Below are 23,852 nucleotides of genomic sequence, written 5' to 3'. Positions count from 1 at the left end.
CCCATGTCGAGTGCACGTGTTGGCTTGCCCGTGCGCGCATGGACCGCTGCGCTGACCGGCTCGCTGGCGATGGCACTCGCATGCGGGCCCATGACCTGCGCAGCCGGCACAAACGCGGCGCAAACGCCGCAGACACAAGCGCAAGAGCAAGCGCAAGAGCAAACGCAACGGCAAGTCCAGATCGACGCCTACGGCGATTCGACCACGCTCGGTATCACCTGCAACGACGGCCACTGCGGCCCACAGCCGCAAAACGCCGTGTCCTATCTGCAGGAAGAACTGAACGCGCATCACGGCGATCGCGTACGCGTCACGAATTTCGGCGTAGGCGGCACCATGGCCGTGCAACTGCGCGACGGCACCGGCAATCGCCGCGCCGGGCCGACCGCCGGTCTGCCATGGCGCGAACGCCTCGCGGCCTCGCCCGCGCAGATCGTGTTGATCAACTACGGCATCAACGAAGTGATGCAGAACCAGACGCCCGAGCAGTTTTACGCGGCTGAAACGGAGCTTGTGAAAACCGCCCGCGCGCTCGGCAAGCAGGCGGTTCTGCAAACGTCGAACCCGATGCCGGACAACCGGCTCAACGCGCGGCTCGCCGCGATGGTCACGATGACGCGCCGCGTGGCCGCCGAACAGCAGGTGCCGCTCGTCGATCAGTTCGCTTACGTCAGCAGTCTGCCCGACTGGAAGACGCTGATGTCGGATGGCGCGCATCCGAAGCCGGGGCTCTACCGGCTCAAGGCCGAACAGGACTATCAGGTCGTCGACCCGCTGGTGCGGCGGCTGCTGGACGACACGCTCTGAAGCGCTTTTTTCAGGCGCGCTTCACGAGGTCCGCTTCATGACGCAGGTGAATCGTGCTTCCGAAATGCGCTTCCGAGTGTGCCGATGAAATGCGCCCTGGCGGGTGCGAATGCTTCTTCCTTTTTTCTTTTACCAATATCGAAGGCAAGCCATGAGCCAACCACACAGCCAACCACGCAAAGCGATCATCACCGGCGTATCCGGACAGGACGGCGCCTATCTGACCAAACTGCTGCTCGAAAAGGGCTATCACGTGACCGGCACGTACCGGCGCACGAGTTCTGTCAATTTCTGGCGCATGCGTGAGCTCGGCGTGCTCGATCATCCGAATCTGCGTCTGGTCGAACACGATCTGACCGATCTCGGCTCGACGTTGCGCCTGCTCGAAGGCGCGCAGGCCGACGAGCTGTACAACCTCGCCGCGCAGAGCTTCGTGGGTGTCTCGTTCGATCAGCCCGTGACCACCGCGGAAGTGACCGGCGTCGGTGCGCTGAATCTGCTCGAAGGCCTGCGCATTCTGAGCCCGAAGACGCGCTTCTACCAGGCGTCGACGTCCGAGATGTTCGGCCTCGTGCAGGCGGTCCCGCAGCGCGAGAGCACACCCTTCTATCCGCGCAGCCCGTATGGCGTCGCCAAGCTGTTCGCGCACTGGTCGACCATCAACTATCGCGAGTCGTACAACCTGTTTGCCAGCAGCGGGATTCTGTTCAATCACGAATCGCCGCTGCGTGGCCGCGAATTCGTCACGCGCAAGATCACCGACACGGTCGCGAAGATCAAGCTAGGAAAAGCGGACGTACTGGAACTCGGCAATCTGAGCGCGCAGCGCGACTGGGGCTTTGCGCTCGAATACGTCGAAGGTATGTGGCGCATGCTGCAGGCCGACACGCCGGATACCTTCGTGCTCGCCACCGGCCGCACGGAGACGGTTCGCGATTTCGTGCGCATGGCGTTCAACGCCGCGGGTTATCAGATCGAATGGTCGGGTAAGGACGAGCGCGAGACCGGTATCGATGTCGCGACCGGCAAGACGCTGGTGCGCGTGAATCCGAAGTTCTACCGCCCGGCCGAAGTCGATTTGCTGATCGGCAGCGCGGACAAGGCGCGCGACACGCTCGGCTGGCAGCCGCAGACCACGCTCGAACAGTTGTGCCACATGATGGTTCATGCGGATATTGGGCGCAATGAGCATCACGAGACGTTCTGAGCCGATGTAAGGATGCGCGGCCGCAGCGCCGGCCGCGTGCAGCGGCGCAAGGACCGTCGGTAAAGAACGTCCATGCAAAAGACGCGAGGCTTGATCGTCATGATTCAAGCCTCGCGTCTTTTTGCTTCCTGGGCGAAGCGAGCAGCGCTGCGCCACGTTCTTCGGGCCGCACGCGCGTGATGCGCGCGAGCCACAAGTGGGGCGAGGGGCTGCCGCGTCAGCGCACGAGCGGCAAGCTCATCGCCCCATCAACTCAATGCACCCCACCCGCCCCAATCGCCTCGCTGTACACCGACGCCACACGCTTCGCGATCACCGAGTTATCGAAATTCTCACGCGCATAACGGCGGCACGCATCCGCATCCGGCAACTTGAGCGAGCCGTTCAACGCACCGGCAAGACCATCTGCAATTGCCTGCGCGCCCGTCTCCAGCAGCACCAGATTCGGCGACAACCCCGCCACCGCTTCAGGCAAGCCACCGACCGGCGTCACCAGCACCGGCGTACCCGATGCGAGCGATTCGACGGTGATGAGACCGAAGCCTTCGAGCGCGACCGTCGGCACCACGCTGATGTTCGCCGCCCGATACAACGCAGCCAGATGCTGATCGGGCACGAAACCCAGCAGCTTGACGTTGTCCTCCAGCCCAGCTTCGCTGATGCGCGCCTGCAACTCGCCTTCGAGCCGCCCCTTGCCCGCAATCAGCAGCAGCACGTCCGGCGCGCTGCGCTTGAGCAGCTTCACCGCGTCGATCAGATCTTCGAGACCCATACGGCGCACGAGGCGCCGCACCGCCAGCACGATCGGCCGGTCCTGCGGCAGTTGTAGCCGCAGGCGCGCCTCGGCCGGCGTGATCGGCAGATTGAACTGCTCGACGTCGACGCAACCGGGCACCACGCGCACGCGATCCGGCGCGATCCGGTAGCGCGAGGTCAGAATCTTGCCGAACGCCTCCGACAGCACGATCAGCCGCGACGAGCGCGCATACACCGACTGCTCCAGATAGCGCTTCGCGCGCTGGCCGAGCGAATCGGCGCCTTCGACGTGGCTCTCGTCGGCCCACGGCCCCTGAAAATGCGACACCTGCGGAATGCCGCGCGTCACGTCGAGTCCCGGAAACGTGTACAGCGCGAAGTGCGAGGAGATGACGTCCGGGCGCGAAGTGCTGATTTCCTGGCGCAGCGCACGGCGTGCCGCCATCAGCCGCAACGGCAGCGATTGCGCGGCCGAGCCGAAGCCGTTGATGGCGCCGCCGGTGTCCGCCGCCACTTTCGGCGAGCCGGCCACCACGCCGCGCACCGCGACGCCCGCGCCCGGCAGCGCGCCGACCAGCGAGTAGTACATGCGGTCGAGGCCGCCCGCGCGTTCGGGAAACCAGTGCATCCCGATCTGCAGCGATTTGATTGAGCTCGTCGTCATGGTTATTGCCCCTGTGCGTTCTGAGAGTTGTGTCGATGAAGCGCTGAATGCAGCGAATGCGTGGCGTGGCGCAACACGCGCCGTGCCGCTGCGGCATCCGTCATTCCGCGCTCTTCTGTCCAGCCAGCGTGTTCAGCGTCAGCGCGTCGGTCTTCGCGACCACCGCCGCTTCCGCCTCGCTGCGCCGGCGGTTTTCCTGCTGGCCGGCCAGTTGCCGGTACAGCGCGATGTATTGTTCGGCCATGCGCGCCCAGCCGAAGCCGGTGGCGAGCTGGTTGGCGGCGACACCCATCGCGCGGCGCGCATCGTCGTTATCCGCGAGACGCGCGACCGCCCCGGCGAGCGCCTTGGGATCGTCCGGATCGTCGAGCACGATCCCGCAATCGGGCGTGATGATTTCGGCGCCGCCCGCGGTGCGCGCGGTGACCACCGGCAAGCCGGCCGCCATCGCTTCGAGCAGCGACAGACTCATCGCTTCGTAGCGCGAAGGAAACACGAACGCGTCGACCGAATGCATCAGCACCGGCATCTCCTTCACGAGGCCGAGAAAATGCACGCGGTGCGCGATGCCGAGCGCCTTCGCCTGTTCCGGGTACGGACTGCCCGGCAAAAAACCGGCCACCGCGATCTGCACGTGCTCCGGCAAGTGCTTCAAAGCGGCCAGCACGGTGCCGAGATTCTTGCGCGGCGTGCGCAGATCGCCGACGAATAGCAACAGGAACGCATCCTTCGGCAAGCCGAATTTCTCGCGGTTACCCGTGGCCGCCGCGAAACCTTGCGTGTCGACGCCGTTGTAGATCACGTCGACGCGGTTATGCGGCGTGAGCCCGATCGCGCGGATTTCGTCGGCGACCTTTTGCGACACCGCCGTGATCACCTTCGAGCGCCGGTAGGCCCAGCGTTCGAGCAGCGCATTGCAGCGCGTATACACCGACTGATACGCGGACCACATCCCCTTCGTGAGACCGAACGGATAGTACTTGCTGCCGAACCAGCCGCTATGCACGAAGTGCGACGTGTTGACGTCGGCGGGCATCCACGTGATGAAGCCGTTCACGTGCAGCACGTCGTATTCGCGGCGATGCGCGCGCAGCCACATCGCGCTCTTGAACGCGAACACCTGCTGGCGCAGCAGATTGGTGGGCCACCAGCGGCCGATCTTCACCGGCGCCCAGCGGACGTTCGGATGCGCGAGCAGCTCGGGCGCGACGTGCGACGCGACCAGCGTGACGCCGATGTTCTCGTCGAGGGCGGCACGCGCGATCTCGTGGTTGACGCGCCCCTGGCCGTCGTTATGGCGCACTACGTGCGTGACAATGGCGACTCTCAATCCGTGCCTCCGTGGAGAAATAACGTGCGTCGGCGGTTCATCTTGTCGTGATGGACCGCGGAAAGAATCGAAAAAACACTCATGAAAAGCAGCAGACCGCCGGTGCCGACCAGCGAGTTGGTGAACACCAGCATCGCGAAGGTCGCGAGGCTCAGGCTCAGGCACGCGGACACGAACTTGTCGTCGCGCAACCTGAACGACGCGAGTACCGCGCGCATGAGCAGCCAGACGATGCCGGACATGTACAGCAGCGTGCCGGGCCAGCCGAGCACGAACGGGATGTTCATCACGCCGCTGTCGAAGTTGCCGTACTGGCCCAACTGGCCGCCGTCGTTCGACAGCTTGGTCGAGGTGCCGGTCGCGCCCATGCCCTCGCCGGCCACGTCGGTGAACGCGGTCTTCGCGAAGGTCGCGTAGAACTCGTTGCGCGCGGCGTAGCTCTGGTCGTCGTTCAGGTTGACGATGGTGGTCAGGCGCGCCTGCATCCGCTCGGCCACCGGGCCGACCGCCAGCAGCGGTACGCACAATCCGGCCAGCAGCACCGCGCTCGCGACGATGCGCAAGCGCACCTTGTTGTTCGACTTGACGAGCTGGATCAGGAGCGCGATGACCCAGCCGCCCCAGGTCGAGCGCACGAGGCTCAGCGCGAACGAGAAGAAGCCGAGCGCCGCGGCGATCCAGCGCACGCGGTGGGTGGCCGCCATCACGAAGACCATCGCGCCCATCATCGCGAACGCGAACGGTCCGGACGAATTCATCGTGCTGAACACGCGCACGCCCATCGGCACCGGGTCGCCTTGCGAGTTCATCTGCGAGCCGAGCATCCACAGCGCGTCCCACTGCGGCATGATGAAGAACTGGATCAGGCCGTAGCCGCCCATCACGAGCATGCCCCAGATGAACGTGTTGACGATCGTGTCGCGGTACTGCGGATACTGGCGCGTGTGCGCCATGATGTGAAAGCCGATCAGGATCGGATACAGCCAGTTGGCGAGGTCATAGGTGGCCGCGAGCGGCCCGCTCGACATCACGCCGACCATGAACGCATAAGCGAGCCCCAGGAGGACCAGCAGCACCGGCAGGCCGCGCCGCTGCGCGAGCAGCTTGTAGTAACGCAGCAGCGACAGCGCGCTGATCATCGTGACCGCGAGCGGCGCGACCTGGATCAGGCTGGTCGGCGTGAACGAGCCCTTGGACCAGTCGGCCAGACGCCGCACTTCCGGGCTCAGGAACCACAGCCACCACATGAAGCCGATGTAGCGCGCCGGGCTCTTGAAGTACAGCCACAGGCCCGTCAGGATCGCGAGCACCGGGAACGCGAGCGTGAGCACCGTGCCCTGATGCGCGACGATCAGCACCGCCGTGATCAGCCACAGCAACAGCGGCGGCAGCCATTCCTGCGGGCCGCCGGACAGCAGCCGCGCCGTCCCTTTTGGGGCGGCGTCGGTGGCGTGGGCTCGCGCAATCGTGGACATCGTTCAGAGGCCTCCGCGTGATTCGCGCGCGGCAGCGCGAGCGGGTTGTGCCTGCTGCGGTGCCTGGGCCTGCCTGGGCGCGTGCGCCTGGGCCGCTTGCGTGTGCTCTTGTGCCCGTGCCTGAGTTTGCGTCTGACCCTGCGCACGCGCACGCAGCATGTCGCGCGTGATCCGCACGTGCTGCATCGCGTAGTGCTGCGTCGTCAGATCCCGCGACAGCAATCCGGCAGCCGCCGCCTGCGCCTGGCGCAACGCTTCGGCTGGCGACGCGACGAGCCGGTCCACCGCCTCGCGCAGTGCCTGCGGATCGAACGGCGGGATATAGGCCGCTTCGTCCGCCGGAAAATAATCCTGCAGCGCGCCGACGTTCGTCACCACCATCGGCTTGCCGACGGCCGCCGCTTCCAGCATCACGGTGATGCCCGACGCGTGCGAATTCGGCCGCAGCGGCACGACGATCACGTCGGCCCACTCGTACAGCTCATGCTGCTTCCTGATGCCCGAGAACAGCGCGATCTCGACATTCGGCGCGCGCAGCGACGCGGGAATTCGGCGCCGCGTCGCGAGCTTCACCGTGTAGCGCGAGTCGTTGCCGAACGCCTTGATGAGCGTCTCCCAGTCGCGGTCGCGATCGTTGCCGATCGCAGCGATGCGCAGCGGCGTATGCGGCGTCCATTGCGCCGGCGCGCTGACCGGAAAGTCCTGCGTGTTCAGGCCGTACAGCAGCGGCCGCGCGTCGCGGCCGAAATAGCGCTGGCATAGCTCGGCGTTTTCGCTCGCGAGCGTGGTCAACTGATCGGCGCGGCGCATCAGCTTGCGATACAGCCAGCTACGAAAAATCCCATACGAAGGCCACTTGTCGAGCAGCCACACGCTTTGTGCGAGCAGCAGCGGCGATGCGGCGGGGCCTGGCTTACGGCCGCTCAGCAGCAGCATCAGCGCGGCCGACAGCCATTCCTGCTCGGTGTGCGTCCAGATCACGTCGGAGCGCAGCATCTCGGCGCGGTTGCGCCACGTGTGGATGAAGTCGAAGCCCAGCAGCGCCTTCAGCGCGCGGCGCGCGAGGCGCACCGGCTTGCCTTCGCGCGCGTCCTGCGAATAGGTCAGCCTGAACTCGTCGGACTCCGCGTGGTGATAGCCGTACAGGCAGCCGATGTTGTCGCCCGGCCGGTAAAAACGCGGGTCCGCGCCGTAAAACAGATGAACGTGAACTTTCGTACTCATGCAGACACTCCGCTCTGCCGGTGGAAAGAGGCATCGGCGGCCCTGACGTTGGTCTGGGGCCGATGCGCGAACATGGGGGACGCGGTGGCGCTTGCGGGGCTGCTCACGAGAGCGCCCGGCGCGCTTCATGCGCGCCCGTGCGCACCGCGCGCCAGCGCGAGAGCTTCAGCCCCGCCTGCTTCGACACCAGCGCGAGCGCCGCATGCGTGAGTCCCGGATAGACCCGCGTGCCGACCAGCGTCCACCACCACCACGCGGCCTCGCGGCGCAGCGGCGGCAACTGGTCGCGCAGGATCAGATGGAAGTTGAACGCGGCGTTGCGCAATGCCGTCATGGTTTGCGCGTCGCGGCGGTCTTCGTCGAAACGTTCGGCGGGAAAGTGATCGACCGCCACGCGCGGGTCGTACATCAGCTTCCAGCCCGCATTTCTCACTGCGAGGCTGAACGCCATGTCGTTGTGGACCTGCGCGCCCGCGCCGCGCAAGCGCGCGTCGAAGCGGATCGTGCGCACCGCGTCGCGCCGGTAGCTCATGTTGGCGCCCTTCAGGATGTCGACTTCGCGTGCGCCGCCGACCCCGAGATGATGATTGCCGATGATCTTGCCGTGCGCGGTGACCTTGCCCACCAGTTCCCGCTCGCCGTCGAGCACGCGGCCCTTCTCGTGCACCCAGTCGCGCCCGCCGAGCGCGCCGAGACGCGCGTCGCTCTCGAATGCGGCCGCGATCCGTGCGACCCAGTCGACGTGTGGCGCGGCGTCGTCGTCGGTGATCGCGATCACGTCGCCGCTCGCGGCATCGAGCCCGCGATTGAGCGCCGCGACCTGGCCCGGCACTTCGATCGGCGCGATCACGAGCGCCAGCGTGCCCGGCACGGCCGGATCGCGCAGACACCTATGCGTCGCGTCGTCGTCGGCGCGCGCCACCACCACCACTTCGTCGGGCGCGCGCGACTGCCGTTGCAGCGCCGCGAGGCAGCGCACCAGATCGGCCGGGCGGCGGTATGTCGGAACCAGTACCGTCACTTTCATCGTCATGTCCTTTTTATCTTCGTTGCGCTGGAGACTGAGCAGGCGGAGCGCGGGCTGCGCTCAGGTGCTCAGATATTCCTGAACCGCCGCGTAGCTGCGGTCGTAGCCGCCGCGCGAGCGCGCCGGCATGCCGTTGAAAATGCCGCCCTGCACGTGCACGCCGGCGGCGCGCAGGCGCTTCAGCGCATCGGCGATCTCGCCTTCGCTGTGCACGCCCGAGCGCATCACGAAGAAGGTCGAGCCGGCATACGCGCCGATGATCGACGCATCGGTCACGGCCAGCACCGGCGGTGTGTCGATCAGGATCACGTCGTAGCGCTTGGCGAGCCCGTCGAGGTATTGCGGCAGACGCGGCGACATCAGCAGCTCCGACGGATTCGGCGGACGGCGGCCGCACGCGATGAAGCTCAGGTTCTCCACGTTCGAACTGCGGATCGCTTCTTCGAGTGAGATCTGGCCGCTCAGCAATTCGGACAGGCCGTTATCCTGCGGGCCGCCCAGGCAGCGTTCGAGCACGCCGCGCCGCATGTCGCCGTCGATCAGCAGCACACGCTTGCCCGAGTGCGCGAGCAGCACTGCGAGGTTGACCGTCAGGAAGCTCTTGCCGACCCCGGCCATCGGACCGGTCAGCATGACGATGCTGTTGCGCGCGTCCATCATCGTGAACTGCATCGAGGTGCGCAGGCTGCGCAGGCTTTCGATCGTCACGTCCTTCGGACGCGCGTTCGCCAGCACCGAGCGCAGACGCTCGCCGCCGCGCTGGAACGCGCTTTCGAGTTGCGCCTGCTCGGCGCTTTGCGGCACGAGCCCGAACACCGGCAGATGGAACGCACGCTCGATGTGATCCGGGTCGTCGATGCCCTTGAACATATTGCGGCGCAGGAACACGAAACCGGTGCCCGCGATCAGCCCGAGAATCACCGCCGCCGACAGGATCAGCATCTTCTTCGGCTTGACCGGTGCGCCCGGACGCAGCGCCGCGTCGACGATATGCACGTTGCCGCCCGTGCCCGCCTTCTGCACCGACAACTCCTGCACGCGGTTGAGCAGCAGCACGTAGATGTCTTCGGCGACCTTCGCGTCGCGCTGCAACTGCACCGCCTTCACTTCGGTGGCCGGCAGATCGCGGAAACGGTCCGCGTATTTGGCGCGCTGCGCCTGCAGCTCGGCCATCTGCTCACGCGCGGCCTTGAGCAGCGGATGGTCGTCGCCGTAACGCTCGGTCAGCTGTGCCATCTGCAGACGCAGGCCGGCGATCTGCTGTTCGTACTGCACGCTGCCTTCGAGGTACACCTTGGCCTCGTCGCTCGCGTTGATCGAGCCGGACTGGCGCTGATACGCGGTCAATGCCGCTTCGGCGCGCTCCAGATCGGACTTCAGGCGCGGCTCCTCGCTCTTCAGGAAGTCGAGCATGCGGATCGCGTCTTCCTGCTTGTTCGAGACGTGCTGGCGCACGTATGACTGCGCAAGCGCGTTGGCGACCAGCGCCGCGTGTTCGGGGCTCTTGTCTTCCAGCGAGATCTGGATCACGCCGGTCTGCTTGCCCTGCTCCTGCACGGTGATGGCCGACTGGAACGCGGTGATCGCGTCGAGGTCGTTGGCGCGCATCACCGTGAATTCCTGGCCCGGACGCGCGACCAGACTGTTCACGAGCATCGTCACGCCGCCGCCTTGCGCCTGTTGCCCGACCTGACCGCGCAGCAGCAGCGCGCCGTTGGGTGCGAACAACTCGTAGTACTGCTCGTCGATCACGCGCAGATTCAACTTCTGGCCTTCGAGCGCGGGCGTCACGTCGATCGAATCGAGGTCGACGGATTCGCCGCCCCATGCGTACGACGTCAGCCCCAGCCACGGCCGCGCCGGCTGGCCGGGCGTAGCGAGGCGCGCGGCGATGCTGCCGAGCAGCGGCACCGTCTTCGGCGTGACGCTGAAGTTCAGCTTCAACTGCTGCACCACCGGACCGACCACGCCGCGGCTCTTGATGATTTCGATTTCGGCGTCGGTCGGCAGCGAGGTCGAGCCGCTCGTGATCGCGGCGCCCGTCTGCGTCTGCGTGAGCGCCTGCGACGTGTTGTCGGACTGCTCGACGCGCACGTGCGCATCGGCCGAATAGATCGGCTTCGCGAGGTAGCAGTACGCGACGGCCATCGCGATGATCACGCCGGCGATTGCAAGCAGCCACCAGATGTCGTCGATGATCACCTGCACCAGTTGCCCGAGGACGATGTCCTCTTCTTCGGTCTTGATCGGACCGGCCATGTGTGGAGAGATTTGATTGCTCACAATTCGATCCCGTATCGGTTGCTTCGGCGTTTTTGCTTCGGTCCCGCGCCGCGCCCATGAAGAGAGCGGCGCGGGCCTGTCTACGGCTCGGAGGTTCAGCGCGTCAACTGCTTCAGATAGAACAGCGTCTGCACGCTCGGCAGGACCTGCTGCAACACACGGTTGAAGGTGGTCGAAGCGGCGGTGCCCACATACACGACATCGAGCGGCTGCAACTGGAACTGCGAGGACAGCATGATCGAGTCCGGCTGCGTCATGTCGAGGCGGAACACCTCCGGCGTGGTCGGATGGTCCTTCATGCCGCGCATCACGAAAATCTGGCGCGGATTGGCGTCGGTGTTCAGGATGCCGCCGCCTTGCGTCAGCGCATCGGCGATCGTCATGCGGCCGCGCACGATCGGCACCTGGATCGGCGTCTTCACTTCACCCAGCACGAAGATGCGGCTGTCGGTGCGGTCCGGTACGTTGATCACGTCGCCGTTTTGCAGCATCACGTTCTGCGTGGTGTCGCCGCGATCGAGCATGCGGTCGGCGTCGAGCGTGTAGAGCTTGTTGTTGCGCGTGAGGCGCACGCGCTGGATATCGGCGTCCGAGTTCGTGCCGCCCGAGCGCGTGATCGCGTCGACCAGCGAGAGCGGCACGTCGCTGATGGCGAGCGGTCCCGGCGTCTTCACTTCGCCGGTCACCTGGACTTTCTGGCCGCGATACGACAGCACGCGCACGTCGACCTGCGGATTGCGGATATAGCGCACGAGGCCGCTCGCGAGCTGCTCGCGCAACTCGCCGGTGGTTTTGCCCGCGGCCTTGATGCGGCCGACGAACGGGAAAAAGATCGTGCCGTCGGCGGCGATGGTCTGGCCGTACGGGTCGGCCTGGCCCGGCAGCGCGGCCGTATACGGCTGCTGCAACGCACCGCCGATCGACTGCGTGGTGTTGCCGCCCGAGGACAGCGTGCTGCCCTGCGGCGTGGTCAATTCAGGGTGATCCCACACGGTGATGCCGAGAATGTCCTGCGGCGAGAGACGGTACACGTACTGCGACGGGTCGCTCAGAGCCGAGGTCGGCAGCACCTGGGTTTTCGAAGCGGCCGCCTGCGCCTGCGCGGCGATCAGGTTGCCGTCGATCAGATGGACCGGATAGGTTTCGGTGGGCCGGTTCTGGTCGTCCTCTTTCAGGCGCGACGTGTCGAGATAATTGCCCGGTGCGGTGGCGCAGGCCGACAGAAAAGACGTCAGCAAAAGTGTCGCGGCGAACTTCGTACTGAAGCCGGCCTTGACGTTCGCGAATGAGTTTGCAGTGAGTTTTTGCATCAGCATATTTTTTTCAGCCATCCCATGACCAGATGTTCGATGAGCACGAGACTCTCCCTGTAAGCGGTTTCCTCGCCGCCGTGCGGATCGGCGACGTCGGAATCGTCTTCCCATTTGCCGAGCGGAAAGACCTTGCCGCGCGAGGCCGGATCGAGCGCTTCGACGTCGCTCACCTGCGCGCGCTCGGTGACCAGCACCAGATCCGCGGCTCGCACGAGCTTGCGGTCCAGCCGGCGCGAGTAATGGATGCCGGAGGCAACGCCCTGCTCGGCGAGCAGGCGTTGCATGACCGGGTCCATCGCGTGGCCGTTCATCGCGCGCAGGCCCGCCGAATGAAACGCGATCGGCGCGGCGGAGCGCCCTGCTTCCGACGCCGCCCGCTGCCTCGCCTTGAACAGCATTTCGGCGGCGGGCGAACGGCAGACGTTGGCGTGGCAAACGATCAGAACGTTGGCGAACATGGCAGGCTCCTTGACGAGGCGCGTGGTGAGCGGGTGGCCCGGCGGCCTAGAGGCTCGCGGCGGCGGCGTTCACCGCGCGTGTATCGACATCCGCGTGCGCGACGGGCAGGCCGTTCGCGCCGACCCGCGCCGGCGCATTGCGCAGCGCGTGCTGACGGCCGATCGCGTGATACTCGATGCCGAGTTCGAGCAGCGCATCCGGCTCGTAGAGATTGCGGCCGTCGAAAATCAGCGGCATCTTCAGCATCTCCTTGAGCGCGTCGAAGTCCGGGCTCTTGAACACCTTCCATTCGGTGAGGATCACCAGCGCGTCGACGCCCTCGGCCGCTTCCATTTCTTCCTTCACGAACGTGAGGCGCGCGTGCTGCTGCGGCACGTCCTTCAGATCGAGCGCGAACACGCGCTTCGATTCGTCGATCGCGACCGGGTCGTAGGCCTTCACGCGCGCGCCGCGGCGCAGCAGTTCGGCGATCAGCGGACGGCTCGGCGCTTCACGCATGTCGTCGGTGTTCGGCTTGAACGCGAGGCCCCACACGCCGAACGTGCGGTCCGACAGGTCTTCGCCCAGACGTGCGACGATCTTCTGCGCGAGGATGCGCTTTTGCGTGTCGTTGACCGCTTCCACCGCTTCGAGAATGCGCAGGTTCGCTTTGTGGTCCGCGGCCGTGCGGATCAGCGCCTGCACGTCCTTCGGGAAGCACGAGCCGCCGTAGCCGCAACCGGCATACAGGAAGTCGTAGCCGATGCGCGGATCGGAGCCGATGCCACGGCGCACCGCTTCGATATCCGCGCCGACACGGTCGGCCAGATTGGCCAGTTCGTTCATGTACGAGATGCGCGTGGCGAGCATCGCGTTGGCCGCGTACTTGGTGAATTCGGCCGAGCGCACGTCCATGTACAGCGTGCGTTCGCGGTTGCGGTTGAACGGCGCGTAGAGACGCTTCATCAGTTCGCGCGCTTTTTCGCCGGGCACGTCCTCGTCGCAGCCGAGCACGATGCGATCGGGTCGCGTGAAGTCTTCGACCGCCGCGCCCTCTTTCAGGAACTCCGGATTCGACACCACCGAGAACATGTGCGCGGCGTTGCGCGCGGCCAGTTCGGCCGCGACCACGTCACGTACACGCGAGGCCGTGCCGACCGGCACCGTCGATTTGTCGACGATCACCTTGAAGCCCGTCATATGCCGGCCGATATTGCGCGCGGCGGCGAGCACGTATTGCAGGTCGGCGGAACCGTCCTCGTCGGAGGGCGTGCCGACCGCGATGAACTGGATGTCGCCGTGCGCGACCGCCGCCTCGACGTCGGTCGAGAACTTCAGGCGCCCGGCCTTGCGATTGCGCGCGATGATGTCCTGCAGACCCGGTTCATGGATCGGCACGCCGCCGTTGTTGAGCACGTCGATCTTGCGCTGATCGACGTCGAGACAGAACACGTCGTGGCCGATGTCGGCCAGACAAGCGCCCGTCACGAGGCCTACGTAGCCACTACCGATGATCGTCAGGTTCATGTGTTGCACCTCGAGAAAAGGAATTGATTCGGTGGAGTTGATTCAGGCGTGCGCTCATGTGGCGCGTCGCGTTGCATGACCGGGGCTCGATCGCGGGATTCAATAAGCGTTGTTGCCCACGAAGCCCTTCCACAGCGTCAGCACGACGATCTTGATGTCGAGCCAGAAGGTCCAGTGCTGCATGTAGTACAGATCGAGCTTGACGCGGCCCATCATCTTTTCGATGCGGTCGGTTTCGCCGCGATAGCCGTTGATCTGCGCCCATCCGGTGATGCCGGGCTTGATCCGGTAGCGGTGCATGTAGCCCTTCACCAGATCCTTGTAGATGTCGTCGTGTTCGAGCGCATGCGGGCGCGGGCCGACCACCGACATCTCGCCGCGCAGCACGTTGATGAACTGCGGCAGTTCGTCGAGGCTGGTGCGCCGCAGGAACGCGCCGACCGCGGTGATCCGCGGGTCGCGGCGCGTGGCCTGGGTGATCTTGCCGGCCTCTTCCTTGTGCTGCTTCATCGAGCGGAATTTGTAGATCTCGAACTGATTGCCGTCGATGCCCTTGCGCTTCTGGCGGAAGAACACCGGGCCGGGCGAACTCAGCTTCACCATGGCCGCGATCACCAGCATCAGCGGCGACAGCGCGGTCAACGCGGCGAGTGCGAACAGGCGGTCGAACACGCGCTTGGGCAGCACGCGCAGATCGGTGATCGGCGAGGCGGCCAGGTTGATCGCCGGCACGCCGAGCAGCTCGACCATCGGCTGATTGAACAGCGTGAGACTGCGCACGTCCGGAATGAAGCGGATGTTCACGAAGTCGTTGCGCAGGTCCATCACGAAGCGATGGATCGCCTTTTCCTTCGAGATCGGCAGCGCCAGCCACAACTCGCGAATCGCACGCTGGCGCACCAGCTGGATCATCCGCTGATAGTCGCGCTCGACCGGCACGCCTTCGATCACGTCGCCCGCGTCCGGGTCTTCGTAGTGATTGATGGTGCCGTCCTCGTCGAACATCACGACCGGGCTGAAGCCCGCTTCCGGGCGGCTGCGCATCTGCTCGATCAGGAAGCGACCATACGGCGCCCCGCCGACGATCGCCACCGCGCGCTGATTGAAGCCTTCGCGGCGCAGCCCGCGCAGGATCGAATAGACGATCACCTTGGTAACGATCAGCAGCACGATGGTGGCAATTGCCCAGTACACGAGCCACAGCCGCGACAGGCTGTCCGAGCGGTGCAGGCTGAAGCTGATCAGCACGCCCGTGATCTCCACCATCACCCAGCCGCCCGCCACGCGCGACAGCAGGTCGTAGAGCGGCTTGCCGCGCCACGATTGATAGATGCCGAGCGCCGGGAAAAACACCACCACCAGCAGGCAGCCGAACGCGAGCGACACGCTTTGCATATCGTCCAGCCACACGAACTTCCCGCTGTGCACGGCCGCCGCGATGGCGGCGCCGAGCGCGACCATGGCGATGTCGATGATTCTCGATAGAACGCTCAGCATGCGCTGCCCCTCAGTTCGTCAGTCAAGTGCCATCCGTTGGTTGGTTGAATCCGTCGCCACCCCGTCCGCCAATCGGGCACACCACGCCGTCGAGCGCGTCCCGCAATAAGCCTGCGCGACGCGAAACTGATTGAACCGGTGCGATTGCCCTTCCCTTTTCCCGAGCCTGAAATTGCCTGAATGGCCGGATCGGGAAATTGATGTCGGAATGAGTGAATACCCTTGTACAGGTATAGATAAAGCGATATTAAAATTCGCACTGCAAGACCGCAAAATATCTCAAATTGTATCGGTCAAAGTTTCGATATTTTTTCTGAGTTTTGTTCGGCAATTGTTACCGGATGAAGGGCTTCCTGCCGCTTTTGGAGCGCTCTTAAGGCCGATCTGTAAGGTAAATTCGCCCGCGCCCCGCAATTCCCTACGAAGCTTACGCCTGACTTCGTGACGTCATTCTGACGCAGAATGTGCGGTAAAAAAATGGCCGCCGATTTTTTTCGGGTAATTTTTCTTTTTTATAAATCGACCGGACATTTTTTCTACATGAAATGGATATTTTTATTGCGCGCATTTATATAGTTTTCATTTAACGCGCTTTTATTGATTCCAGACTTCATGATAAAACTCGTCGCATTCACCCAGCCTCGAGGAGTCCATCATGACAGCTCCGGTCACGGCGACACCCGCCGACACCCGGTCCACGCAAGCTATGCCCCTGAACGTCAAACTCAAGGTTCACCCCGTGATTCTCGCGGGCGGCTCCGGCACGCGGTTGTGGCCGATGTCGCGCGAACAGCATCCGAAACAGCTGATCGGTTTGCTCGGCGAAGACTCGCTGCTGCAATCCACCACCCGTCGTCTCGACGGGCTCGAATCCGGCTACCCGCTCACCGAGCAACTGGTCGTGGTGGCCAATGAGGAGCAGCGCTTCACCACCGCCGAGCAACTACGCACGAGCGGCAAGCCGACCCGGCTGATTCTCGAACCCGCAGGCCGCGATACGGCGCCCGCGCTGACGGTGGCCGCGTTGTCGATCGCCGCGCAGGACAGCGACGGCATCATGGTCGTGATGCCTGCCGACCACGCCGTCTCCGACAGCGCCGGCTTCCATGCGGCGGTGGCCGCCGGTGTGCAGCATGCGGCGGCCGGGCACATCGTGACGATGGGCATCGTGCCGACGCGCGCGGAAACCGGCTATGGCTACATTCGCATCGGTGCGGCGCTCGCCGCACAGACGAATGCTACGGATAACGAAGCATCCGGCAAGATCGCTGCGCATCAGCTCGACCGCTTCGTCGAGAAGCCGCATCTGGAACTCGCGCAGCGCTACGTCGAATCGCGCGAGTATTGGTGGAACAGCGGCATCTTCATCATGCGGGCGTCCACCTGGCTGAAGGCGATTCGCCATTTCCAGCCGGCCATTTACGAGGCGTGCTCAGCAGCGTTCGCGGGCGGCAAAGCGGACGGTGACTTTTTCCGTCTGCAGCGCGACGCGTTCAGCGCCTCGCCGTCGAATTCGATCGACTACGCGGTGATGGAACAGCTCGGCGCCGATCAGAGCATCGCCACCGGTGTGGTCGTGCCGCTGCAGGCGGGCTGGTCGGACGTGGGCTCATGGGACGCGATCTGGGACATCTCGGAGAAAGACGCCGAGCGCAACGTGAGCCGCGGCCGCGTGATGTTCGAAGGCGCGTCGTCGACTTTCGCGCATTCCGAAGGACGACTGATTGCCTGCGTCGGCACACAGGACCTCGTGGTGGTCGAAACGGCCGACGCGATTCTCGTCGCCGACAAGTCGCGCGTGCAGGACGTGAAGAAGATCGTCGGCCGGATTCGCGAAGAAGGCGGGCTGGAAGCGTCCAACCATCGCAAGGTGCATCGCCCGTGGGGCAACTACGATTCCGTCGATACCGGCGAGCGCTTCCAGGTTAAACGCATCGTCGTGAAACCCGGTGCGCGGCTTTCGCTGCAAATGCATCATCACCGCGCCGAACATTGGATCGTCGTGCGCGGCACGGCGCTCGTCACGCGCGGTGAAGAGCGCTTTATCGTCTCCGAAAACGAATCGGCCTATATTCCGCTGGGCGTCACGCACCGCCTCGAGAACCCGGGCAAGATGCCGCTCGAAATGATCGAGGTGCAGTCGGGTTCGTATCTCGGCGAAGACGACATCGTGCGTTTCGACGACACGTATGGACGCCAGTGATCAAGCAACACGGTTGAATCACCACGAATGAAGCGGGAACCTGCGGCGGTTGCTCCTGACTGCCGCGGGGTGCTGCTGAACTAGCTATTCGCCGTGCTCATCCCGCGTGGGAGATGAGTTCTGTGTACGTCGACGAAAAGCGATCCGATGCGCGCTCTGAGGTGCTGCTATTGCCGTCGGATACGGGGGCTGCGACCGGCGCGTCACCGGGATAACGGCGCAACGGTCCACGGAATGCATTGAGCGGACCGTGCAGCGGCGCGCCATGATTCACCGCAACCGGCTCCGGCACGTGGCGCAAGGCGGGCAACGGACGTGCCGTTTGTCTCGGCGCATAGGCCGACGGCGCACGAGCCACGCCCGCGGCGGATTCGGCCGCGGCCTGCGTCGCGCGTTCCCGGTCGATCCACTGCTGCGCCCAGTCGAGCGCGTACTGCTCCGCCTCGTGCACATCCGCGAAACGCGGGCCGACGAGGCCGGAGCGCTCGACGCGCTTGCCGTCCTTCATGATTTCCGCCCACGCGCGATACATCTCGTTCGGCACCGGCTCCGCCACGACGTAGATCAGATAGCCGTGCGGGCCGGCGATCTGCATGCCGCGTGGCGCGAGACTCAGCGACAACGGGCTGCGCTGATCGTCCGGTGCTTGCGCGTGACGTGCCGACGCGATCGCCGAATTCAGCTGGCCCATCGCCGTGCCGACCGCACCCGCCTCACCGAAATCGGCAGGCACAGCGGCGCGCATCTCGGCCGTTGCGGAGTTTGCCTGCGTGCGCGCCACCGGTGTCGCAGCCGCGAGGCCGGACAATTGCCGCGTCATGTCGGCGATCGGATCAGCCGAGCGCCAGTTGGCGAGCGTGCTCGACACGCCCGGCGCCTGCCACGACTCGGGACTCCTCCAGGACACGCCACGCAGACTCTCGTCGCGCATGCTGGGTGTTTCCGCGGCCGGCGCTGCGGGTTTGGCCGCGACGGGCGGCGCCGGCTGGGGGACGTACGCGAAAGTCCGCCCGGTCTGCGACAACAACCGGACCATTTCGAGCAGCGTGCCGTTCAGTTGCCATTCTTCAAACCGGCGACGGCACGTGGGACCCGACGGATAGCGCCCCGGCAGTTTCGACCAGGGCTCGCCGGTAGTCAGAATCCACAGGACGGCATTCGCCACGATACGTGGTTCGGCGCGGGGCCGGCCGCGTCGGTTCAGACGGACGGCCGGCTCATCGGAGACAAGCGCTGCCAGCAGCGCCCATTCGTCATTGCTTAGCTCATCGAAAAACATTTGGGTTTTCTCCACGCGGCCTGGCCTGGCCGCGGCGTTGGACCTGCCACGGATTCAACTTTCACGATCCGTGTGCGGCCCTCGGTTGCACAAATATGTTTGGTACGTTCAGTTGGCTGGTCAATACCGCCCTGACTTAGTGCGGTTTGTCCCTATTGCGAAGCACAGAACGTGGTCTCACTCGTGCATGGGAGAATTTGTGCACGAAGCATACCATCCCAGGGTTTGCGTGAGTACAGTTGAGACAAGTGTTACGGATAGAAACAATCTTGTCCTTTTCACTGCGTCTTTACTTGCATTGCCGTCACACAAGGGGTGACGAACCTGACAGTAGAGCGTCGTATTGCAGAGCACAACGACGCGCGTCACGCTCGAATAGGATTTACCAATCCTACACGTGATTTAAAGCGCATTTCAATGCGTTATGGGAGTGTGCGAATGACCGGCGCGCCAGCTGACGGTCGCGCTGACGGCGTGTATGCATGACGCAAATGATGGGGGACGCAAGGGGCGCGTGCGGTGCCTGCGCGTGCGCCCTCATTTCTCTTGATACGGCGCTCGATCTGGCTTGTGGGCGCTGCTTCTAGCGAGTCGGTTTCGCGGCGGCGTCACCCACCACCGTCGTCCACTCGCGCACGCGCCAGCGCGTCACGAGTCCGGCGAGCACGTACGGATCCTTTCTGGCAAAGGCTTCGGCGGCAGCGGGAGAATCGGCTTCGAAGAGCAGCACGGCGCCGTCCGTGGGGTCGGCGAGCGCGCCGGCGAGCACGAGTTCACCGCGCGCCGACGCCGCCCACGCGAGTTTCAGATGCTCGTCGCGATACGCGGGACGCCGTTCGAGGTAGTCGGAAACGAAGTCGTACATCAACAGATAGTGCATGGCGAGCCCTCCTGTGGCTGGCGAGAGAGGGTGAACCGCAAGGCGCCGGCGTCAACATTGCCCAGCTGATTCACCAAGGAATTTTATGCCGATTTACTATTCATTTGCATTCGCAGCAATGCTGATTACATTTCTACCTTTCAATCAATGGTTCAAATAGTGGATAAGCCGATTCCATGGAATAAGCTTAATTAATTGATCTGGATTGCATAACATATTTCCACTCGGGCCTCATTCGCCTGTTTCAAACGGCGGCGGGATGTCCGGTCCCCTTCGCGTCAGGGAAAACGAGCGTGGGCGCCTGTCAACCGGAATGCGCTTTTATCCGTTCAGGCAGACAGCATTTGCCATAATGGACGTGCCGGGGGGCCCTGGATGCCGTTGACGCCCACGCGCATGAACGACCAAAAACGTTTTCACCACCGATGGAGTGTCACATGAAAATCCAATCCGCTATCGCTACGCTGGTGCTCGGCGCGGTTCTCGTTTCGCCGGTGTTCGCCGGGAACAGCCAGCAAACCAAGATGGCTGACTGTAACAAGCAGGCCGGCGACAAGAAAGGCGATGACCGCAAGGCGTTCATGCAAACCTGCCTGTCCGCGAAGCCGGCCGCCGCGCCGATGACCCAACAGGAAAAGATGAAAGTGTGTAACACGCAGGCCACCGGCAAGAAAGGCGACGAGCGCAAGGCCTTCATGAAGACCTGCCTGTCGTCCGCGCCGGCTAACTGAGTACGACTGAACGCAGCGCATCGGCGCCATGCAACGAGCATGATGACGAGGCGCTGATTGCTCGAATACGGCCGCGCCGACCTCCGCTTCGACGTCTCGCGCGGCCTCCCGCTTCCCTCGCCTCTCACCCCGCCCTTCGCAGTCCACCCGCCTGAACCCGCCGTTTTCTTCTATGATGGCTGCGGAGACGGCCCACCCCCATATACAACATTAGACGGGCCGCCATCTTGTCGTTGGTGCTGCTGAGCATCGATTGGAGGCAAGGATGGTATCGAAGCATAAAAACCGCTGGTTGAGGCGGTGGCTGCTCGTCATCGTTTTCTGGGCCGTGCCCGTGGCGATCGTCGCGGTCAGCGAGATCCGCGAGGAAATGGCGTACAACGCCGTCGACCTCGACCGCGCGCTGACCACCTGGAATTTCACCGCTGCACAACGCGCCGCCGGCGCGCCCGCGCGCTGCCACGGCAAGCTCGACGAGGCGCAGGCGGCCGGCTGTCCCGCCGACGTGCTGGCCGCCAATGCGCCGCGCCAGCAGGACGCGCGCAACGAATACAGTGTGCGCCGCACGACGCTGATCGGGTATCTGTGGCATGCGTTCGTCGGCTACTGGGTCGTGCCGGCGGTCGTGCTGCTGCTGATCGGCATGCTGATCGGCATGGTGCGCCGCGCACTGCGGCGCCCGCCGCCGGTCAAAAGTCCGGCGAATCATGGATGAGATGCGTCGCAAGAGGCGCCCTCAGGCGAAGGCCGAAAAGATCACGGGAGAGGCCCCGCCGCGGCTCGCCTGTCCCACGCTTCCCGACTTTCGTGCCGCCAATCAAATGCGGCGTCCAGGCAACACTTCCATGTCGATTTTCAGCGCCTGAGCCCGGCTCAAAAATCGGTAAAAAGCGCTTTTCCGCCTGACACCGCGCGTTTAGCCGATGCGCGACTGCGCACGACGCAGGCCTCGCGGCAAGCCCAAACAAAACGCCACACAAGCCCTTTCAGGGCCGGCACCGAGGCAGGTCAAAATTACAGCACGGCATCTTGCGATCAGCCGCAAAGCCCCGTCACACAAGGCTTCTCGCCTGCCAGCCAAGTGCGCGTTCGCACTCGCTTGTGATATAACTCAAAGGCAACCCGGCGACATTCGCCCTCATGTTGCGCCCCGGAACTACACGGAGAAAAACGATGCAAAGACGAAACTTCATGTTGAAGACTACCGCTGCGCTCGCTTTCGGAGGCATTGCACTCGCTGGCTGTACGACCACGTCTTCCAGCAGCAGCAACCCCACGCCATCCACCGATTCATCCAAGCGGCAGTCGATCGACGCCGCCGTCGACGGTACGCTCTCACGCCTCTTCACGACCGTGAAGGGTTCCCGCGAACTGGTATCGAAGGCGCGGGGCGTGCTGGTGTTCCCGTCGGTTCTGCAAGCGGGCTTTATCGTCGGTGGTCAGTACGGCGAAGGCGCGTTGCGCGTGGGCGGCGCCTCGGTCGGCTACTACAGCACGATTTCCGGGTCGTTCGGCCTGCAGGCGGGCGCGCAATCGAAGGCCATCATTTTCCTGTTCATGACGCAGGACTCGCTCGACAAATTCCGCAATGCGGATGGCTGGTCGGTCGGCGGCGACGCCTCGGTCGCGCTGGTGAAGGTCGGTGCGAACGGTGCAATCGACACGACCACGGCAACCGCCCCGGTCCAGGTATTCGTGCTGACCAATGCCGGCCTGATGGGCGACCTGTCGCTGCAGGGCACCAAGGTGTCGCGCCTGAAGATCTGAGCGTGCTATCCGCTTGGGAGGTCTGCGGGGTAAGCGTCTGATCCGCCCGGTTGCGTGAGCGGCGGTGGCCGGGTCAGACGCGGGCCCGTGCGGTCTGCGGTTGCTGGGCGGCGGGCGTGAGCGTCGCGGCGGCGGGTTCGATCGGGCTTGCGGCCGCGGCTTATCCCGGCGTTCAGGCTGTCCTTCAGGGCTTGTGCCGCTAAAGTCCGGCGGCCGCCCAAGGCAACCGCTCAGCATGAAGCAGCAATGAAAAACGGCGGTGCGCATCGCACACCGCCGTTCTTTTTTCACCGCGCCGCGCATATCCGAATGCGCGGCTCGCCGCAGCGGACGAGCGAGTCCGCCGCGTCAACTTCCCGACGACGTATCGATCACCTTGAAGCGCGAGCGCTTCTGCGCGCGAATCACCGACTGATACGCATCCACGTACTGCTGCGCCATCCGGTGCGAGGTGAAGCGCTCCTCGAAGCGCTGCCGCACGCCGGCGCGCGGCATCTTGTGCAGACGGTTGACCGCCGCCACCGCGCCAATCTCGTCCTCGACGATAAAGCCCGTCACGCCGTCTTCGATCACTTCCGGCACCGAGCCGCGATTGAACGCGATCACCGGCGTGCCGCACGCCATCGCCTCGATCATCACGAGACCGAACGGCTCCGGCCAGTCGATCGGGAACAGCAGCGCATGTGCGCCCGACAGGAATTCGGCCTTCTGGTTATCCGCAATCTCGCCGATGAACTCCACGTAGGGCAAGTCCAGCAGCGGCCGGATCTCACGTTCGAAGTACTCGCGGTCGGCCGCGTCCACTTTCGCGGCGATGCGGATCGGCATTCCACAACGCCCGGCAATGCGGATCGCCGTGTCGACGCGCTTTTCCGGCGAGATGCGGCCGAGAAACGCGAGGTACTTCTGCTCGACCGGCTGCGGCGTGTAGAGCTGCTCCGGCAAGCCGTGATAGACGGTGGTGAGCCAGCGCGCCTGCGGCAGCGGATGACGCTGCGCGTTTGAAATCGAAATTACCGGCGCGGTGTTGAAGGTGTCGAAGACCGGCTGCTGCTCGGGCAAATCGAGGCGGCCGTGCATCGTCGTGACGAACGGCGTCTCCTGCCGTTTGAACACTGAGAACGAGTAATAGTCGAGGTGAAAGTGCAGCACGTCGAACTCGTCGGCCTGGCGGCGCACCAGTTCCATCAGCAGCATGTGCGGCGCGATGCGGTCGCGAATGCCGGGGTCCAGACGCAGCGCGCGCGGCCAGACCGCTTCGAGCTTCGCACTGGTGACGGAGTCGCCGCTTGCGAACAGCGTCACGTCATGGCCGAGTTCGACGAGCGCCTCGGTGATGTACGACACGACGCGCTCCGTGCCGCCGTACAGCTTCGGCGGCACCGATTCGGTCAGAGGGGCGATCTGCGCAATCTTCATATTGTATGTCTCCATGAACTGACGG

The 23,852-nt window shown here is 64.4% G+C and carries 19 protein-coding genes; 6 read left to right on the top strand and 13 right to left on the bottom strand.

Going from position 1 to position 23,852, the window contains the following annotated elements; genetic code table 11:
* Positions 1-69: 69 nt before the first annotated feature.
* The gene (locus PQQ53_RS13110; RefSeq protein WP_408324464.1) at positions 70-807 is read left to right on the top strand and encodes an SGNH/GDSL hydrolase family protein; all 738 of its coding nucleotides are present in this window, start codon (positions 70-72) and stop codon (positions 805-807) included.
* Positions 808-958: 151 nt separating this feature from the next.
* Positions 959-2,014, top strand: coding sequence for a GDP-mannose 4,6-dehydratase (gmd, locus tag PQQ53_RS13105; protein WP_408152614.1), 1,056 nt, complete (start codon positions 959-961; stop codon positions 2,012-2,014).
* A 253-nt stretch (positions 2,015-2,267) separates the two neighbouring features.
* On the opposite strand, the gene PQQ53_RS13100 is transcribed toward gmd, so the two are convergent.
* From PQQ53_RS13100 to PQQ53_RS13055, 10 genes are all read right to left on the bottom strand, one after another.
* Positions 2,268-3,434 (bottom strand): glycosyltransferase family 4 protein, encoded by a 1,167-nt coding sequence (locus PQQ53_RS13100; protein ID WP_408324372.1) that lies wholly within the window; start codon positions 3,432-3,434, stop codon positions 2,268-2,270.
* Positions 3,435-3,534: 100 nt separating this feature from the next.
* The gene (locus PQQ53_RS13095; protein ID WP_408142302.1) at positions 3,535-4,764 is read right to left on the bottom strand and encodes a glycosyltransferase family 4 protein; all 1,230 of its coding nucleotides are present in this window, start codon (positions 4,762-4,764) and stop codon (positions 3,535-3,537) included.
* Complete coding sequence (locus tag PQQ53_RS13090; protein ID WP_408152612.1) at positions 4,761-6,239, bottom strand: glucose-6-phosphate isomerase; 1,479 nt, start codon at positions 6,237-6,239, stop codon at positions 4,761-4,763. Before PQQ53_RS13090 ends, PQQ53_RS13095 begins: the two co-directional genes overlap by 4 nt.
* Positions 6,240-6,242: 3 nt before the next feature.
* The gene (locus PQQ53_RS13085) at positions 6,243-7,463 is read right to left on the bottom strand and encodes a glycosyltransferase (RefSeq protein ID WP_408324370.1); all 1,221 of its coding nucleotides are present in this window, start codon (positions 7,461-7,463) and stop codon (positions 6,243-6,245) included.
* 103 nt (positions 7,464-7,566) lie between these two features.
* The gene (locus PQQ53_RS13080) at positions 7,567-8,490 is read right to left on the bottom strand and encodes a glycosyltransferase family 2 protein (protein ID WP_408324368.1); all 924 of its coding nucleotides are present in this window, start codon (positions 8,488-8,490) and stop codon (positions 7,567-7,569) included.
* Between the two features lie 60 nt (positions 8,491-8,550).
* Positions 8,551-10,749: a polysaccharide biosynthesis tyrosine autokinase gene (locus tag PQQ53_RS13075; protein ID WP_408324462.1), complete on the bottom strand. Its 2,199-nt coding sequence runs from the start codon at positions 10,747-10,749 to the stop codon at positions 8,551-8,553.
* Between the two features lie 119 nt (positions 10,750-10,868).
* Positions 10,869-12,083 (bottom strand): polysaccharide biosynthesis/export family protein, encoded by a 1,215-nt coding sequence (locus PQQ53_RS13070; protein ID WP_408142309.1) that lies wholly within the window; start codon positions 12,081-12,083, stop codon positions 10,869-10,871.
* On the bottom strand, positions 12,083-12,544 hold the full coding sequence (locus tag PQQ53_RS13065; RefSeq protein ID WP_408324366.1) for an arsenate reductase/protein-tyrosine-phosphatase family protein: 462 nt from the start codon (positions 12,542-12,544) through the stop codon (positions 12,083-12,085). Before PQQ53_RS13065 ends, PQQ53_RS13070 begins: the two co-directional genes overlap by 1 nt.
* 46 nt (positions 12,545-12,590) lie before the next feature.
* Positions 12,591-14,051 (bottom strand): UDP-glucose dehydrogenase family protein, encoded by a 1,461-nt coding sequence (locus tag PQQ53_RS13060; RefSeq protein ID WP_408142313.1) that lies wholly within the window; start codon positions 14,049-14,051, stop codon positions 12,591-12,593.
* A gap of 99 nt (positions 14,052-14,150) precedes the next feature.
* On the bottom strand, positions 14,151-15,548 hold the full coding sequence (locus tag PQQ53_RS13055) for an undecaprenyl-phosphate glucose phosphotransferase (RefSeq protein WP_408142315.1): 1,398 nt from the start codon (positions 15,546-15,548) through the stop codon (positions 14,151-14,153).
* 655 nt (positions 15,549-16,203) lie between these two features.
* Between PQQ53_RS13055 and PQQ53_RS13050 the strand changes: the two genes are divergently transcribed.
* The gene (locus PQQ53_RS13050; RefSeq protein ID WP_408152611.1) at positions 16,204-17,751 is read left to right on the top strand and encodes a mannose-1-phosphate guanylyltransferase/mannose-6-phosphate isomerase; all 1,548 of its coding nucleotides are present in this window, start codon (positions 16,204-16,206) and stop codon (positions 17,749-17,751) included.
* A gap of 97 nt (positions 17,752-17,848) precedes the next feature.
* Here the strand turns inward: PQQ53_RS13050 and PQQ53_RS13045 are convergent, their stop codons facing one another.
* Both PQQ53_RS13045 and PQQ53_RS13040 read right to left on the bottom strand, forming a co-directional pair.
* A complete protein-coding gene (locus PQQ53_RS13045) occupies positions 17,849-19,030 on the bottom strand; it encodes a DUF6566 family protein (RefSeq protein WP_408152610.1) in 1,182 nt (393 codons plus the stop codon).
* Between the two features lie 583 nt (positions 19,031-19,613).
* Positions 19,614-19,910, bottom strand: a complete 297-nt coding sequence (locus PQQ53_RS13040; protein WP_408142321.1) for a YciI-like protein — start codon at positions 19,908-19,910, stop codon at positions 19,614-19,616.
* A 437-nt stretch (positions 19,911-20,347) separates the two neighbouring features.
* Here PQQ53_RS13040 and PQQ53_RS13035 point away from each other — a divergent pair, with 437 nt between their 5' ends.
* From PQQ53_RS13035 to PQQ53_RS13025, 3 genes are all read left to right on the top strand, one after another.
* Positions 20,348-20,641: a PsiF family protein gene (locus tag PQQ53_RS13035; RefSeq protein WP_408142323.1), complete on the top strand. Its 294-nt coding sequence runs from the start codon at positions 20,348-20,350 to the stop codon at positions 20,639-20,641.
* 265 nt (positions 20,642-20,906) lie between these two features.
* On the top strand, positions 20,907-21,356 hold the full coding sequence (locus PQQ53_RS13030; RefSeq protein WP_408324364.1) for a hypothetical protein: 450 nt from the start codon (positions 20,907-20,909) through the stop codon (positions 21,354-21,356).
* 458 nt (positions 21,357-21,814) lie between these two features.
* The gene (locus PQQ53_RS13025; protein ID WP_408142327.1) at positions 21,815-22,408 is read left to right on the top strand and encodes a BPSL1445 family SYLF domain-containing lipoprotein; all 594 of its coding nucleotides are present in this window, start codon (positions 21,815-21,817) and stop codon (positions 22,406-22,408) included.
* 348 nt (positions 22,409-22,756) lie between these two features.
* Here PQQ53_RS13025 and PQQ53_RS13020 read toward each other — a convergent pair whose 3' ends face one another.
* On the bottom strand, positions 22,757-23,827 hold the full coding sequence (locus PQQ53_RS13020) for a glycosyltransferase family 4 protein (protein WP_408142329.1): 1,071 nt from the start codon (positions 23,825-23,827) through the stop codon (positions 22,757-22,759).
* Positions 23,828-23,852: the final 25 nt, after the last annotated feature.

It is taken from the genome of Paraburkholderia strydomiana (assembly GCF_046030495.1).
Lineage (GTDB): Bacteria > Pseudomonadota > Gammaproteobacteria > Burkholderiales > Burkholderiaceae > Paraburkholderia > Paraburkholderia strydomiana_A.
Note: the sequence above shows the minus strand (reverse complement) of the source record. Positions and strands in the feature narration are given on the sequence as shown.

Coding starts and splice junctions, on each gene's coding strand:
- gmd (WP_408152614.1), top strand. CDS start 959: ATGAGCCAACCACACAGCCAACCACGCAAAGCGATCATCACCGGCGTA.
- PQQ53_RS13100 (WP_408324372.1), bottom strand. CDS start 3,434: ATGACGACGAGCTCAATCAAATCGCTGCAGATCGGGATGCACTGGTTT.
- PQQ53_RS13045 (WP_408152610.1), bottom strand. CDS start 19,030: ATGTTTTTCGATGAGCTAAGCAATGACGAATGGGCGCTGCTGGCAGCG.
- PQQ53_RS13040 (WP_408142321.1), bottom strand. CDS start 19,910: ATGCACTATCTGTTGATGTACGACTTCGTTTCCGACTACCTCGAACGG.
- PQQ53_RS13085 (WP_408324370.1), bottom strand. CDS start 7,463: ATGAGTACGAAAGTTCACGTTCATCTGTTTTACGGCGCGGACCCGCGT.
- PQQ53_RS13075 (WP_408324462.1), bottom strand. CDS start 10,749: ATGGCCGGTCCGATCAAGACCGAAGAAGAGGACATCGTCCTCGGGCAA.
- PQQ53_RS13030 (WP_408324364.1), top strand. CDS start 20,907: ATGGTATCGAAGCATAAAAACCGCTGGTTGAGGCGGTGGCTGCTCGTC.
- PQQ53_RS13080 (WP_408324368.1), bottom strand. CDS start 8,490: ATGAAAGTGACGGTACTGGTTCCGACATACCGCCGCCCGGCCGATCTG.
- PQQ53_RS13055 (WP_408142315.1), bottom strand. CDS start 15,548: ATGCTGAGCGTTCTATCGAGAATCATCGACATCGCCATGGTCGCGCTC.
- PQQ53_RS13020 (WP_408142329.1), bottom strand. CDS start 23,827: ATGAAGATTGCGCAGATCGCCCCTCTGACCGAATCGGTGCCGCCGAAG.
- PQQ53_RS13070 (WP_408142309.1), bottom strand. CDS start 12,083: ATGCAAAAACTCACTGCAAACTCATTCGCGAACGTCAAGGCCGGCTTC.
- PQQ53_RS13050 (WP_408152611.1), top strand. CDS start 16,204: ATGACAGCTCCGGTCACGGCGACACCCGCCGACACCCGGTCCACGCAA.
- PQQ53_RS13035 (WP_408142323.1), top strand. CDS start 20,348: ATGAAAATCCAATCCGCTATCGCTACGCTGGTGCTCGGCGCGGTTCTC.
- PQQ53_RS13065 (WP_408324366.1), bottom strand. CDS start 12,544: ATGTTCGCCAACGTTCTGATCGTTTGCCACGCCAACGTCTGCCGTTCG.
- PQQ53_RS13090 (WP_408152612.1), bottom strand. CDS start 6,239: ATGTCCACGATTGCGCGAGCCCACGCCACCGACGCCGCCCCAAAAGGG.
- PQQ53_RS13025 (WP_408142327.1), top strand. CDS start 21,815: ATGCAAAGACGAAACTTCATGTTGAAGACTACCGCTGCGCTCGCTTTC.
- PQQ53_RS13110 (WP_408324464.1), top strand. CDS start 70: ATGGCACTCGCATGCGGGCCCATGACCTGCGCAGCCGGCACAAACGCG.
- PQQ53_RS13060 (WP_408142313.1), bottom strand. CDS start 14,051: ATGAACCTGACGATCATCGGTAGTGGCTACGTAGGCCTCGTGACGGGC.